The following is a 13,728-nucleotide window of genomic DNA, read 5'->3' on the forward strand; positions in this document are numbered from 1 at the left end:
ACCCTCCCGCGCGACCGGCAGCCCGTCGGCGACCGGCCGCGCGACCGCGACCGGCCGCCCGCCCCCCGTGGGCTGTCACTGCCGAAGCGGGACGATATTCCGGCCGGCGATAGACCGGCGATAGGTCGCTACCCGGTGACCACCCGCGTGGATCGGCCGGCCGTCAACCGGTCCAGCTCGTCGCGGACCTGGTCGGCCTCCGGGTGGCCGAGCTCGTCGAGGATCGCCACCGCCTCCCGGAGCAGCGCGAGCGCGCCGGCGGGGTCGCCGGCACGCTCCATCGCCTCGGCCAGGTTCGCCGAGACCCGGCCCTCCAGGTACCGGTCGCCGAGGCGTTGCGCCCCGTCGAGCGCCTCCCGGTAGACGGCGACGGCTCCCGCCTGGTCGTCGAGGTGGGTGCGGATGAAGCCGATGCTGTCCAGGACGGAGATCAGGACGTGCTGGTCGTCGAGGTCGTCGACCAAATCGCGGGCCTGTTCGCAGTACGCGAGCGCGGCCCGGTACTCACCGAGGTGGGCGAGGTTCCAGCCGATCGCGTTGCGGCAGTCGGCCTCGGCCGTCCGGTAGCCGGCGGCACTGAACAACGCGAGCGCCGCCTCGTTCTGCCGCAGGGCGCCCGCGTGGTCGCCCTGCAACTCCTGCAGCCACGCCAGCCCCCGCCGGACATGCCCCTGGCCGCGGAGGTCACCCAGTCCGTCGAAGATCCGCAGCGCCCGCCGGTAGTGGTCGTCGGCGTCGGTCAACCGGCCCAGCCGGGCGTAGGCCCGGCCGAGCCCGCGGTGGGCGTGCGCCTGCTTGGCCCGGTCGTCGAGGGACCGCGCGGCGTGCAGCGCCGTCTGCTGGATCCGTACCCAGTCCTGCCAGTGGCCGCGCCGCTGGACGTGGTCGGCCAGGGCCCAGGTCAGCAGCCACGCCGTCGGGTACCGGCCGGCGGTGGCGGCCCGGTCGACCGCGGCGAGCAGCACCGGGTACTCGGCGTCCAGCCACGCCTGCGCGTGGTCGCGGTCGGCCAGCCGTTCCGGCGTCGTGCCCGGTGCCGGGGTGCCCGGCTCGATCCGGTCCCGGTGCGGGTGCAGCAGCAGCGCGGCGGCGTAGGCGGTGTGCTGGTAGTGGTCGAGCACCCGCCGCAGGGTCGCCGACCGCTCGGTGGCCGGGTCCTCCGACGCGGCGAGCTCGGCGGCGTAGGCGCGCAGCAGGTCGTGGGCGGTGTACCGGCCGGGCACCGGCTCGTCGACGAGGTGGGCGCGGGCCAGTTCGGTCAGCAGCGCGCGGGTCGGGCCCGCGTCGAGGCCGGCGAGACTGGCCGCGGCGGCCGCGGTGATGTCCGGACCCGGATGCAGCCCCAGCTGACGGAACAGCGTCGCGGCCGGCGGGCTGACGCTGCGGTAGGACCAGGAGAACACCGCACGCAGGTCGGTGGTCGCGTCGTCGCTGTCGAGCGGGTCGGGCAGGCCGCGGAGCTGCCGTACCTCCTCGACGAGCGCGTGCAGGGCGCTGTCGGGGCGCTGCGCGGCCCGCGCCGCCATCAGCGTGAGCGCCAGCGGCAGCCCGGCGCAGTAGGTCACGATCCCGGACGTCGCGTCGGGTTCGGCGTGGATCCGGCGCGGACCGATCCGGTGGGCGAGCAGGTCCCGCGCCTCGGCGGGGGTCAGCACGTCCAGTTCGAGGGGACGCGCGCCCTCGGCGGCGACCAGGCCGGCCAACCGGTTGCGGCTGGTGACCAGGGCGAGGCAGCCCGCGGAGCCGGGAATGAGCGGACGGACCTGCTCGGCGTCGCGGGCGTTGTCCAGCACGACCAGCACCCGCCGACCGGCCAGCACGCTGCGGTAGAGCGCCGCCAGCGCGTCGAGGTCGGACGGTATGCGCTGCACGGGCACCTCCAGCGCGATCAGGAAGCCGCGCAGTGCCGCGGCGGGCTCGGTGGTCGCACCGGCCGGCCCGAACCCCCGCAGGTTGGCGTAGAGCTGGCCGTCCGGGAACCGCTCGGCCACCCGGTGGGCCCAGTGCACCGCCAGCGCGGTCTTGCCCACGCCCGCCGTCCCGGCGATCACGGCGATGGGTACGGCCGCGGGTGCGCCGGCACCCGGGGGACCGGCGTCGGACCGCATCGCGTCGAGCCGCCGCAGGTACGTCTCCCGGCCGGTGAACCCGGCGATGTCGGTGGGCAGCTGGCGCGGCACGACCGCCGGCGGCCGGTCCCGTACCGACGGCCGGTCGGCGACCACCGCCACCGCGGCGGACCCCGGGAGCGGTGGCAGCTCGGCCCGGTTGAGGATCGCCCGGTGCAGCTGCCGTAGCTCGTCCCCGGGCTCCAGGCCCAGCTCGGCGACGAGGGTCCGGCGCGCGGCGTCGTAGGCGGCCAGCGCCGCGGGAACGTCGCCGGCCAGGTAGACCGCCCGGACCAGCAACGCGTGGGTCCGTTCCCGCAGCGGCTCGCGCAGCAGCAGGTCGTGCGCCTGCCGGGCGGCCGCCTCGTGGGAGCCCAGCGCCAGCAGCGCCTCGATGCACTCGTCGAGCAGCGTCGCGCGCTCCTGGTCGAGCGCCACCCGCCAGGCCGACAGCCACCGGCCGGCGGCGACGTCGGCGGCGGCCGGACCGCGCCAGAGCGCCGCGGCGGCGGAGAACCGCTCGATGGCCGCCGGCAGGTCACCGCGCCGCGCGCGGTCCCGGCCCTCGCGGGCCAGGTCGCGGAAGCACGGCAGGTCGAACCCGGCCGGGTCGACGCTGAGCTCGTAGCTCTGGCCGCGCTTGACCAGCCGCGCCACCGGGGGCTCCGCGGTGAGCAGCCGACGCAGGTTCGCCGTGTACATCTGGGCGTTCGCGGTCGCCGACGCGGGCGGGTGCTCGTCCCACAGCTCGTCGATCAGCTCGGTCAGGTCGACGGTGTCGTTCGCGCGGGCCAGCAGCATCGCCAGCACCGTGCGCTGCTTCGGCGCGCCGAGCGGTAGCGGGCGGTCACCGCGGAACGCCTCCAGCGGACCGAGTATCCGCACCTGCAAAACAACCTCCGCCGGCCGGCAGCGAACGGGCATGACCGGTTCCCCAATGTACGGGCCGGGCGCACCACGTCGCCGCCAGGTTTCGGCACCTGCCGGTGCGCCGGCGGTCAGGCCCGGTCGTGGAGCGTGATCTGGTAGCCGTCGGGGTCGGCGAAGGTGAACGTGCGGCCGAACGGGCCGTCGACCGGCGCGGAGACGATCGGGTGCCCGTCGGCCACGAGCGCGTCGTGGATGGCCTGGACCTCGGTGGCGTGCAGCCAGATCGCGGCCCCGATGCCGGGCCGGTCGACGGAGTCGAGGTCGGTGCCGGGAACCACGTCGCGCAGCGCGAACGCGATCGGCGTGGTCTCGAAGACGACGGCGTGGGGAGGTCCGGCCGGCGAGCGGACGAGCCCCAGGTACCGCTCGTAGAACGCCTGTGACGCCGCGAGGTCGCGCGCCTGGAGCGAGATGAAGTCGGGACCGGTGACGGGCATGGTGGTGCTCCTCGGGATGTCGACAATGCATGTCAGTTTGCTGACACGCACGAGAGTATGTCAGAATCCTGACATGAGTCAAGACGGTGCCGGCATCGACCTGGAGACGTCGCTGGGCTACCTGCTGAAGGAGGCGTCGAGCGCGTTGCGCGCGGCCATGGAGGAGGTGCTGCGCCCGCTCGGGATGAACGTGACCCGCTACGCCTGCCTCGAGCTGCTGGCCCAGCGGCCGGGCCTGTCGAACTCCGAGCTCGCGCGGGGCGCGTTCGTGACCAGGCAGTCGATGAACGTGCTGTTGCAGGCCCTGGAGCGGGAGGGCTACGTGACCAGGCCCGCGGAGGCGCCCGTCGGCAAGGTGCTCCCCACGCGGCTGACGTCCCGCGGCCGGCGCAGCCTGGAGAAGGCGACCGTGGCGGTCCGGTCCGTCGAGCTCAGGATGGTCGCCGGGCTGACCGGGGCCGAGCGGTCCGACGCGTTCCGGCTCCTGCGGACCATGGTCGACTCGCTGCGCGCACCGGAGCCCGGCACCGGCACGTGAACTCGTCGCAACATTGACGAGACGCGATGTTCACACTTACAGTTCGAGCGGCGAGAGAGCGCTCTCACAGATGGTGTGCCGAAGGTGGAGGCGTCATGGGACCAGTCTTCCGACGTGCGAGCTCAGACGGTTCCCGGCTTTCACGGACCCCGTCCGGCCGGACCCTCGCCCTGGCCGCCGCCGCGGTGCTCGCGGCCGCGCTGGGAGCGGTGGCCTTCGGCGGAGCGACCCCCGCGGCCCCCGTCGGTTCGGGCAGCTACACCGAGACCCTGCCGGCCGGCGCGAGCCTGCCGGTCGGCTGCGGAGACCTCGCCACGAACCCCCGGCAGTTCATGACCGCCAACGCGCCGGCCGGCCCGGTGCCGACGAACGACTGGTGGTCGTCGCTGGTCTTCAAGAAGTTCGACTGCTCCTACAGCGAGAACCTGCACGCGCACCCGATCAGCTACGACACCACCGCCGGCGGGCTGGGCTTCTCCTACAACACCACGCCCCAGATCAGCGGTTCGAGCACCGGCGTCGGTGAGTACCACTACATCTACCAGGAGGACTTCACCGCCGGGGTGACCGGGCTCAACGCGCCGCGCACCCTGGTCGACGGCTGGACCGACTGGACCGTCACGCCGTACTGGAGCGACGGCACCCGCACCATGAAGGCGACCATCGGCCACGGCCTGCCGTTCGCGTACTTCCAGGTCACCGGCGGCAACGCCCAGATCACCGCGAAGAGCACGCGGACCGTCTGGTCCAACAGCGGCTCGCGGATCGGCTACACGGTCGCCGGCCGGGACTACGTCGCGTACGCGCCGTCCGGTGCCACCTGGGCGGTGAGCGGCACCGTCATCACGTCCACGCTCGCGGGCCGGGGCTACTTCTCGATCGCCGTGCTGCCCACCGCGTCGGGCACCAGCACCGCGGACAAGGTCGCGCTGGCGAACAGCTACGGGACCTACGCGCACAATCACGTCACCGGCACCCGCGTGTCGTACACGTACAACCAGAGCACCAGCCGGGTCGCCACCACGTACACGTACACGACCACCGCCCGCGAGGGCAGCGGCTCCGGGACCGTCATCGGCCTCTACCCGCACCAGTGGCGGGCGCTGTCGAGCGGGACGCCGATCGCGCAGAGCTACGTCACCGCCCGCGGCGCGATGAGAACCCTCGTCGGTGCCTCGTCCTACACCACGTCGGCGGTCTTCACCGGCGTACTGCCCGAGGTCCCCGCCGTGGCCGACAGCTCCGGCTCCGACCTGAGCACCCTCAACGGCTACCTCGACCAGGTCAAGGCCAACCCGGTCAACGTGCTCGGCAACGACACCTACTGGACCGGCAAGGCGCTGGGCGTCGGCGCGCGGATCGCCGAGATCGCCGACCAGGTCGGCCGCACCGACGTCCGCGACGCCGCCCTGGCCGCCATCCGGGCCCGGCTGACCGACTGGTTCACCGCGTCGCAGGGCAAGACGCAGCGGCTGTTCTACTACGACCGCAACTGGGGCACCCTGATCGGCTACCCCGCCTCGTACGGGTCGGACGCCGAGCTCAACGACCACCACTTCCACTACGGCTACTACATCGCCGCCGCCGCGACGCTGGCCAAGTTCGACCCGGCGTGGGCCGCGAACTCCGCCTACGGCGGCATGGTGGACCTGCTGATCCGCGACGCCAACAACTACGACCGCGGCGACAACCGGTTCCCGTACCTGCGCGACTTCGACATCTACGCCGGCCACGACTGGGCGGCCGGGCACGGCGCGTTCTTCGCCGGCAACAACCAGGAGTCCTCGTCGGAGGGGATGAACTTCGCCAACGCCCTGATCCAGTGGGGACAGGCGACCGGCAACACCGCGATCCGCGACGCCGGCATCTTCATCTGGACGACGCAGTCGGCCGCGATCAACGAGTACTGGTTCGACACGCGCAACGAGAACTTCCCGGCCGCCTTCGGCCACGGCACCGTCGGCATGGTCTGGGGCGACGGCGGCGCGTACGCCACCTGGTTCTCCGCCGCTCCGGAGCAGATCCAGGGCATCAACATGCTCCCCGTGACCGGCGGGCACTTCTACCTCGGCAACGACCCGGCCTACGTGCGGAGCAACTACGCCGAGCTGGTCCGCAACGCCGGCCGCGAACCCGCGCTGTGGCAGGACATCGCCTGGCAGTACCTGGCGCTCGGCGACGGCGACGGCGCGCTGTCCAGGTTCCGGGCCAACAGCGGCTACACGCCCGAGGAGGGGGAGACGAAGGCGCACACGTTCCACTGGATCCGCAACCTCGCCGCCCTCGGCACGGTCGACCTCGGCGTCACCGCCAACCACCCGCTGTTCCGGGTGTTCACGAAGAACGGCGCCCGCACCTACGTCGCGTCCAACATCACCAACGCGGCGATCACGGTGACCTTCTCCGACGGCCGGGTGCTGACGGTGCCGGCCGGGAAGACGGTCGCCAGCGGCGCGCAGAACTGGTCCGGCGGCAACGCCACCGGCGGCGGGATCAACCCGAGCCCGTCCGGCGGCAGCCCGTCGCCGTCGAACCCGTCGCCGTCGGCCTCGCAGTCGTCCTCCGCACCGCCGACCGGCGGGGGAGCGGTCCGCTACCTGCAGGCCAACGGCGTCCTCGCCGGCTCCGCGGGCAGCGCCGGCACCGCGACCGTGGTCAAGGCGTCCGGTGCCAACGACAACCAGCCGCACTCGCCGACCACCTTCACCGCGACGGGCCTGAACCTGACGTACCGGTCGGGCGCCGCGACCACGTTCACCTTCTCCGTCGACGCCGGCACCTGGGTCGGCAACGCCACCCAGGTCCGCGTCTCCTACGACCTGACCGGCAACGGCAGCTTCGACCGGGTGGAGACCTACCGGTACTTCGCCACCGACCCGGTGACCGGGTGGGAGCGGTACACCGACGGCGTCGGCCAGATCACCACGACGGGGTCGTTCGGCAACCTGGTGAACGGCACGGTCAAGGTGGAGATCTGGAGTGCGATCGGCCCCGGGCCGAGCACGGTGTCGCTGGGCGCGCTGTCCACGCTGACGCTGCCGTACCAGTGACCCCGCGGGTTCACCGGTGTGCCAGGCGGCGGTGCAGCCGGCGCAGCGGCGCGGGCGCCCACCAGTTGGCGTCGCCGGCGAGCCGCATCAGCGCCGGGACCAGCAGCCCGCGGATCACCGTGGCGTCGACGACCACCGCCAGGGCCAGGCCGATGCCCATGAGCTTGAGGAAGCTCATGCCGCTCACGCCGAAGGCGGCGAACGACACGGCGAGCAGCAGCGCGGCGGCGGTGATGAGGCCGCCGGTGCGGGCCAGGCCGGTCGCGACGGCGCGGGAGTTGTCGCCGGTGGCGTCGTACTCCTCCTTGATGCGTGAGAGCAGGAACACCTCGTAGTCCATCGACAGGCCGAACGCCACGCAGAACATGAGGATCGGCATCGTCACGTCGAGCTGCCCGGTCGCGGTGAAGCCGAGCAGCCCGGACAGATGGCCGTCCTGGAAGATCCAGACCATCGCGCCGAACGTCGCGGTGAGCGAGAGCAGGTTGAGCAGGATCGCCTTGGCCGGCACCAGGAGGCTGCCGAACGCGGCGAAGAGCAGCACAGCCGTGGCCAACGCGATGACGGCCAGTGCCAGCGGCAGGCGGTCGGCGATGGCGGCCTTCGCGTCGACGAGTTCGGCCGCGTCGCCGCCCACCGCGTAGTCGAACGGCGCGTCGAGGGCACGGAGGTCGTGGACCATCCGCTCGCCTTCCGGCGACCGGGGGACGACGGACGGCACGACGGTCAGCCAGGAGCCGGCCGGCGAGGTCTCCACCCGCACGCTGTCGACGCCGCCCACGGCGCGGACCCGCCGCGCGAGGTCGTCGACCGCCGGGCCGGCCGCGACGCCGGGCAGCGCGATGGCGAACTCGTCCGTCCGGGTGCCGGCGAACCGGGTGTCGAGGATCTCGGCGACCTCGCGCGCCTCACTGCCGGGCGGCAGCGACCGGTAGGTCGGTAGACCCGCGTCGACCCGCAGGAACGGGGTTCCGAGGGCGAGGAGCACCCCGACGACGCCGACGGTGACCGGCACCGGCCGGCGCATGACCGCCTGGGCGAGGCGGAACCAGAACCGGTGCTCAGCCGTGCGCCGGGCCGTGCGCCGACGCCCGACCCGTGGACCGAGGACGGCGAGCAACGCCGGCAACGTCAGCAGCGACGCCGCGGCGGCGCTCAGCACGACCGCCACCCCGGCGTAGGCGAACGAGCGCAGGAACGACAGGGGGAACACCAGCAGCGCCGACAGCGAGACCGCGACGGTGAGGGCCGAGAAGGCGACGGTGCGTCCCGCGGTCTCCACCGTGCGGACCACGGCGTCGGCGGTGGGCCGACCGGCGGCCAGCTCCTCCCGGAACCGGGTCAGGATGAACAGCGAATAGTCGATGGCGAGGCCGAAACCGAGCCCGGTCATCAGGTTGATGGAGTACACCGAGACCTCGGTGAACCGGGCGATGACGGCGAGTCCGAGGAACGCGCCGGCGACGCCGATCGCCGCCACGACGAGTGGCGTCACCGAGGCCACGAGGCCGCCGAACACGATGAGCAGCAGCGCCAACGTGACCGGCACGGCGATGGCCTCTGCCCGGATCAGGTCGGTCTCCAACTGCTCGCCGATCGCGGTGTCGATGGCGTGCGCGCCGCCCTCGCGTACGGCGATCGGGCCGCGCGTGCCGGTGTACCGCCCGGCGATCGCGGCGGCCAGGTCGTCGGCGTCCGTCGCGTCGGCCAGGTCGACGACGACGAGCGCGAAGCGGCCGTCGGCGGACCGCAGCGTCGGCTCGTCGCCTCCCGCCGACCAGTGGGAGACCGCCCGGCCGACGCCGGGTTCGGCCGCGACGGCCGCGGTGAGGTCGCGTCCGGCGGCGGCGACGGTGGGGTCGTCGACGCCGGCGGCCGCCTCGACGAGCAGCACCAGTTCGGGGACGGTGGTCGTGCCGGTCGCGGTGAGGAACGCGGCGGCGCGGGCCGACTCGGCGTCCGGGTCGGTGAAGCCGCCGCCGCCGAGCGATCCGAACAGGCCGGAGCCCAGGGCCCCCGCGACGACGACGAAGAGGACGGTGAGCGCCAGCACAAGCCGGCGCCGGCGGACGGTGAGGCGACCGATGCTCGTGAACATGCCATGAATCTGCGGCCCGGGCGCTGCGCGCACATCGCACCGCGGTCGGTCTCCGACCCGTACCACGGTACGGGCCGCGGCGGCCGTCACGACGGTAGTTTGCAGTGATGGACGTGAAGGGGCCGCGGGCGTGGGGCGGCGCGCTCACGACGGGTCCGGCGTTCCCGTTCGCGGCGCTGGCCGTGGCGTTGCTGGTGTTCGTGACCAGCGGCGTGTCCGCCGGGTTGGTGAGCGTACTGGCCGTCGCGCTCGTGCCGTGGGCGCTGCTGGCCGGGGACGTGCGGGTCGGTTCGTGGGTGATGGCGGGCGTCGGGGTCGGCGCGCCGGCGGTGGTGAGCATCGGGTTCGACGCGCCCGGCGCGATCTTCCTGGCCCTGCTGGCGGTCGCCTGGCTCGCCGCCACCGCAGCGTCGTGGCCGGCGGAGGCGGTCGCCTTCGCGGGTGCGCTGGCCGTCCCGGTGGCGTTCGTGGTCCGGTACGGGGAGTGGCGCGAGGACTATCCCGCCGCCGTCTTCTTCGGCACCGGCACCCTGCTGTCCTGGCTGATCGGGCGCATGGTGCGCCGGGAGCGCACACTCGTCGCGGCGCTCACCGAGGCGCAGGGCCGCCTCGACGCCGCGGCGGCCGCCGCGGAACGCCGACGGATCGCGGTCGACGTGCACGACGCCATCGGTCACGGGCTCAGCGTCGTGCTGCTCAACGTCGTCGGTGCGCGCGAGGTCCTCAGCCGCGACTCCGCGGCCGCCGCCGAGGCCCTCGCCCGGGCCGAGCACGTGGGACGCGAGAGCCTGGAGTCGGTGCGCGGCATTGTCGGCCTTCTCAGGGACCCCGACGGCGGCCCCGACCGCGGCTCGGCCGGGGACCCCGGTGGAGCCAGGCCGCCACCGCCGGGCGCCGGCGACATCGCCGGCCTGCTGCGGACGGCGGCATCGTCGGGGCTCGCGGTGCGCGGCGAGCTCTCCGGCGATCTGTCCACAGTGGACCCGTACACCGGCCTCGCGGCGTTCCGGCTGGTACAGGAAGCGGTGTCCAACGTGGAGCATCACGCTCCCGGGTCGGACGCCGTCGTGCGGGTGGCCCGGGAGCCGCGCCGGCTGGTCGTCTCGGTGCGCAACGGCCCGGCCCGCCGGGCGGGGCAGCGCGGTCGCGGCGGCGGCACCGGCCTCGACGGAATGCGGCAACGGGTCGACGCCCTCGGTGGCTCGATGACGGCCGGCCCGAACGGCGACGGCTGGCTGGTGACGGCGTCGCTGCCGTTGCCCCACGTGTCGGCGACGGTCGACGCGTGACCGGCGTCCTGCTGGTCGACGACCAGGAACTGGTCCGCGTCGGCCTGCGGCTGATCCTGTCACCCCATGACGACCTCGACATCGTCGGCGAGGCCGCCGACGGGCGGGCCGGTATCGACGCCGCGCGCACGCTGCGCCCGGACGTCGTGCTCATGGACATCCGCATGCCGGTGCTCGACGGCATCGAGGCGACCCGTCACCTGCTGCGGGACGAGGCACCGCCGCACGTCCTCGCGCTCACCACGTTCGAGGACGACGACGTGCTGTGGGGCGCAATCGAGGCGGGTGCGGCCGGTTTCGTGCTCAAGGACGCACCCGCCGCCGACCTCGTCGGCGCGATCCGGGTCACCGCACGCGGCGGCTCCTGGCTCGACCCCCGGGTGGCCCGCCGGGTCATGGCCACCGTGCGGCAGCGCGTCGCGTCGCCGGTCGCGTCTCTCGACGTCCTCACTGACCGGGAGCGCGAGGTACTCGCCCTCGTGGCCTCGGGCGCCACCAACGCGGAGATCGCCGGACGGCTCTTCCTGAGCGAACGCACGGTCAAGGGCCACATCTCGGCCATCTTCCAGAAGCTCGGCGTCCGCGACCGTCCGGCCGCGATCATCCGCGCGTACGACGCCGGCCTGGTGCGCTAGACCGGCGGGGTCCGCTGGTCAGCGCAGACGGGTCAGGAACCGGGCCGTCCAGCCGTAGGTGTCGCGGGCCCGGGCCAGGCGGTGCGTCTTGAGGGCGAGGTGGAGTTCGGTGCGCACCAGCCCGTCGTCGAGGGCGATGCCGTGCACCGCGGCGAGGCGTTCGAGGCGGTAGTAGAACGTGGTGCGGTGGATCCGCAGCGCGGTGATGGTGCGGGCGGCGTCGCCGGCGTTGTCGAGGTAGGTCTCCAGCGTCTGACGCAGCATTGCGGCGGAGCGGTCGTCGTCGGCGATCGGCAGCGGGTCGGGCCAGCCGCCGGGGTCGCCGGCGAGCAGCAGCCGGCGGTGGACGCCGAGGTGGTCCCATCCGACGGTGGCCGGCAGCGCCGGGTCGACGGCCGCGCAGTCGGCGGCGACGATCGCGCGGGCGGCGAGGGCCGACGCGAGCGCCGGGTCACCGTCGCCGGCGCGGAAGGGCGCGCTGTACCCGGTCACGTGGGACCCGGCGACGGCACCGACGTCGACGGCGCCGGCCCGCCCGGAGTGCGCCAGGAGCACGAGCCGGCGGCCGTGGGCGGCGGCCGTGCCGAGGACGGCGCGCGAGGTCGCCACCGGCGGCGTCGTCCGTGGGGCGGGTGCCCGCCGACCGTCGGTCGTCGTGGTCGCGGCGACGACGGCGAACCGCAGCTCGTGTGACCGGATGCGGGGCTCGCGGCCGACCAGCTCGCCGACCGGGTCGGCCCGGGGCCGGTCGCCGAAGAGCTCGGCCAGCGCGCCGTCGACGCCGGGCGCGCGGAGCAGGGTCGCCAGGCGGTCGGCGCACGCCCGCACCGCGTCGTCGGCGGCCCGGTCGAGCGGCGCTCCGTCGTCGAGGACCCACAGGTAGGCGACGGGCGCGCGGCCGTCGCGGACGGGGACGCAGGTGCGGGCCGACATGCCGAGGTCGGCGTTCGCCGGCAGCCGGACGGGTCCGGTCGCGGTGTCGACGCCGTGGCCGCGCTGGTAGGCGAGCACCGCCTCGGGGACCCGGCGGGACAGGATGGCCTGGACGCGGACCGGGTCGACGTCGGCGCCCTGCGTGCTGTAGCCGATCAGCGTTCCGTCCGGGTCGTCGAGGCTCACCGAGCGGCCGAGCGTAGCGGCCAGCCCGTCCAGCTCGCGCTGCACGTCGCCGGGCTCCATCCGTCAAATGTAGGAGACCGGCGGGCGAATTGCGGTCACCGCTCCGAAGACGCGCAGGTGGCACCGCTCCTACCGTCATCGGTACCGACCGCGTCCCAGGAGGGCAGCACCCGTGACCGACACCCTCGCCCCGCGTCCGTGGCTGCCCGGCCCGGTCGCCGACCGGATCACCTCGATCGTCACCGACCTGCAGACCCGGGACGCGGCGGGCGTCGCGGACCTCCTGTCGGACCTGATCGTGGACAACCAGCGCATCCACGACGAGGAGTGCCTCAATCTCAACCCGGCGACCAACCGCATGAACCCACGCGCGGAGAACATGCTGGCGGCCCGGCTGGGGTCCCGCGCGTCCCTGGGCTACCCGGGCGAGAAGTACGAGACGGGTCTGGAGGCCATCGAGCACATCGAGGTCGTCGCGGCCGCGCTGGCGGCGCGGGTGTTCCACGCCGACCACGCCGAGGTGCGGGTCGGGTCCGGCGCCCTGGCGAACCTGTACGCGTTCATGGCGTGCTGCGAACCCGGCGACCCGGTGATCGCCCCACCGGCGACCATCGGGGGCCACGTCACGCACCACGCCGCCGGCGCCGCCGGTCTCTACGGGGTGACCACCGTCGCCGCACCGGTCGACCCCACCGGGTACACGGTCGACGTCGACGCCCTGGCCGACCTCGCGCGCGCGGTCCGCCCGAAGCTCATCACGATCGGTGGCAGCCTCAACCTCGTTCCGCACCCCGTCGCGGCCATCCGGGAGATCGCCGACTCGGTCGGCGCGAAGGTCCTCTTCGACGCCGCGCACCTGTGCGGCGTCATCGCCGGCGGCGCCTGGCCGAACCCGCTCGACGAGGGCGCGCACCTGATGTCCATGAGCACCTACAAGAGCCTGGGCGGTCCCGCCGGTGGTCTGCTCCTGTCCAACGACGCCGAACTGGCCGAGCGCATCGAGGCCATCGCCTATCCGGGGCTCACCGCGAACTTCGACGCGGGCAGGACCGCGGCCCTGGCGCAGACGATGCTCGACTGGACCGTCGCCGGCAAGGCCTACGCCGACGCGATGGTGCGCACCGCCGACGCCCTCGCCGACCGGCTCACCGCCGCCGGCATCCCGGTGTTCCGGCCCGGCGGGGTCGCGACCCGGTCGCACCAGTTCGCCGTGGAGGCCGCGGCGTTCGGCGGCGGCCAGACCGCCGCGGCCCGCCTGCGCCGGGCGAACCTGCTCACCTGCGGCATCGGCCTGCCCGTCGCGCCGGTGCCGGGCGACCTGAACGGGCTGCGCATCGGCACACCGGAACTGGCCCGGCTGGGCATGACGGTCGCCGACATGCCGACGCTCGCGTCGTTCGTCGCCCGGGCGTTGACCGGCCCTCCGGAGGCCGTCGCCGCGGAGGTGACCGCGTGGCGCCGACCGTTCCGCGACATCCACTACACCACCGACCGGCCCACCGCGTAGACGGTCGGTCCGGGTGG

Annotated in this window: 9 protein-coding genes; 5 read left to right on the forward strand and 4 right to left on the reverse strand. The window is 74.0% G+C overall.

What is annotated here, in order from left to right; genetic code table 11:
• Positions 1-128 precede the first annotated feature (128 nt).
• The gene (locus Voc01_RS27315) at positions 129-2,993 is read right to left on the reverse strand and encodes an AfsR/SARP family transcriptional regulator (RefSeq protein WP_203930426.1); all 2,865 of its coding nucleotides are present in this window, start codon (positions 2,991-2,993) and stop codon (positions 129-131) included.
• Positions 2,994-3,106: 113 nt separating this feature from the next.
• Complete coding sequence (locus tag Voc01_RS27320; protein ID WP_203930427.1) at positions 3,107-3,475, reverse strand: VOC family protein; 369 nt, start codon at positions 3,473-3,475, stop codon at positions 3,107-3,109.
• A 73-nt stretch (positions 3,476-3,548) separates the two neighbouring features.
• Here Voc01_RS27320 and Voc01_RS27325 point away from each other — a divergent pair, with 73 nt between their 5' ends.
• The gene (locus Voc01_RS27325) at positions 3,549-4,013 is read left to right on the forward strand and encodes a MarR family winged helix-turn-helix transcriptional regulator (RefSeq protein ID WP_203930428.1); all 465 of its coding nucleotides are present in this window, start codon (positions 3,549-3,551) and stop codon (positions 4,011-4,013) included.
• Between the two features lie 95 nt (positions 4,014-4,108).
• Positions 4,109-7,063, forward strand: a complete 2,955-nt coding sequence (locus Voc01_RS27330; protein WP_203930429.1) for a glycosyl hydrolase — start codon at positions 4,109-4,111, stop codon at positions 7,061-7,063.
• Positions 7,064-7,073: 10 nt separating this feature from the next.
• Here Voc01_RS27330 and Voc01_RS27335 read toward each other — a convergent pair whose 3' ends face one another.
• Positions 7,074-9,161, reverse strand: a complete 2,088-nt coding sequence (locus Voc01_RS27335) for an MMPL family transporter (protein ID WP_203930430.1) — start codon at positions 9,159-9,161, stop codon at positions 7,074-7,076.
• 107 nt (positions 9,162-9,268) lie between these two features.
• On the opposite strand from Voc01_RS27335, the gene Voc01_RS27340 reads away from it, so the two are divergent.
• Complete coding sequence (locus Voc01_RS27340; protein WP_203930431.1) at positions 9,269-10,450, forward strand: sensor histidine kinase; 1,182 nt, start codon at positions 9,269-9,271, stop codon at positions 10,448-10,450.
• Positions 10,447-11,085 carry a response regulator transcription factor gene (locus Voc01_RS27345; RefSeq protein WP_203930432.1) on the forward strand — a complete coding sequence of 213 codons (639 nt, stop codon included), beginning with the start codon at positions 10,447-10,449 and terminating at the stop codon, positions 11,083-11,085. The genes Voc01_RS27340 and Voc01_RS27345 overlap by 4 nt, the downstream gene beginning before the upstream one ends.
• Before the next feature lie 18 nt (positions 11,086-11,103).
• Here the strand turns inward: Voc01_RS27345 and Voc01_RS27350 are convergent, their stop codons facing one another.
• Positions 11,104-12,264: a helix-turn-helix domain-containing protein gene (locus Voc01_RS27350; RefSeq protein WP_203930433.1), complete on the reverse strand. Its 1,161-nt coding sequence runs from the start codon at positions 12,262-12,264 to the stop codon at positions 11,104-11,106.
• Between the two features lie 112 nt (positions 12,265-12,376).
• On the opposite strand from Voc01_RS27350, the gene glyA reads away from it, so the two are divergent.
• Complete coding sequence (gene glyA / locus Voc01_RS27355) at positions 12,377-13,711, forward strand: serine hydroxymethyltransferase (protein WP_203930434.1); 1,335 nt, start codon at positions 12,377-12,379, stop codon at positions 13,709-13,711.
• Positions 13,712-13,728 lie beyond the last annotated feature (17 nt).

The sequence above is a fragment of the Virgisporangium ochraceum genome, assembly GCF_016863655.1.
Classification (GTDB): Bacteria; Actinomycetota; Actinomycetes; order Mycobacteriales; family Micromonosporaceae; genus Virgisporangium; species Virgisporangium ochraceum.

What these genes read in the sequence shown, in the direction of transcription:
- Voc01_RS27335 (WP_203930430.1), bottom strand. Translation starts at nt 9,161, where the DNA reads ATGTTCACGAGCATCGGTCGCCTCACCGTCCGCCGGCGCCGGCTTGTG.
- Voc01_RS27330 (WP_203930429.1), top strand. Translation starts at nt 4,109, where the DNA reads ATGGGACCAGTCTTCCGACGTGCGAGCTCAGACGGTTCCCGGCTTTCA.
- Voc01_RS27320 (WP_203930427.1), bottom strand. Translation starts at nt 3,475, where the DNA reads ATGCCCGTCACCGGTCCCGACTTCATCTCGCTCCAGGCGCGCGACCTC.
- Voc01_RS27325 (WP_203930428.1), top strand. Translation starts at nt 3,549, where the DNA reads ATGAGTCAAGACGGTGCCGGCATCGACCTGGAGACGTCGCTGGGCTAC.
- Voc01_RS27350 (WP_203930433.1), bottom strand. Translation starts at nt 12,264, where the DNA reads ATGGAGCCCGGCGACGTGCAGCGCGAGCTGGACGGGCTGGCCGCTACG.
- Voc01_RS27340 (WP_203930431.1), top strand. Translation starts at nt 9,269, where the DNA reads ATGGACGTGAAGGGGCCGCGGGCGTGGGGCGGCGCGCTCACGACGGGT.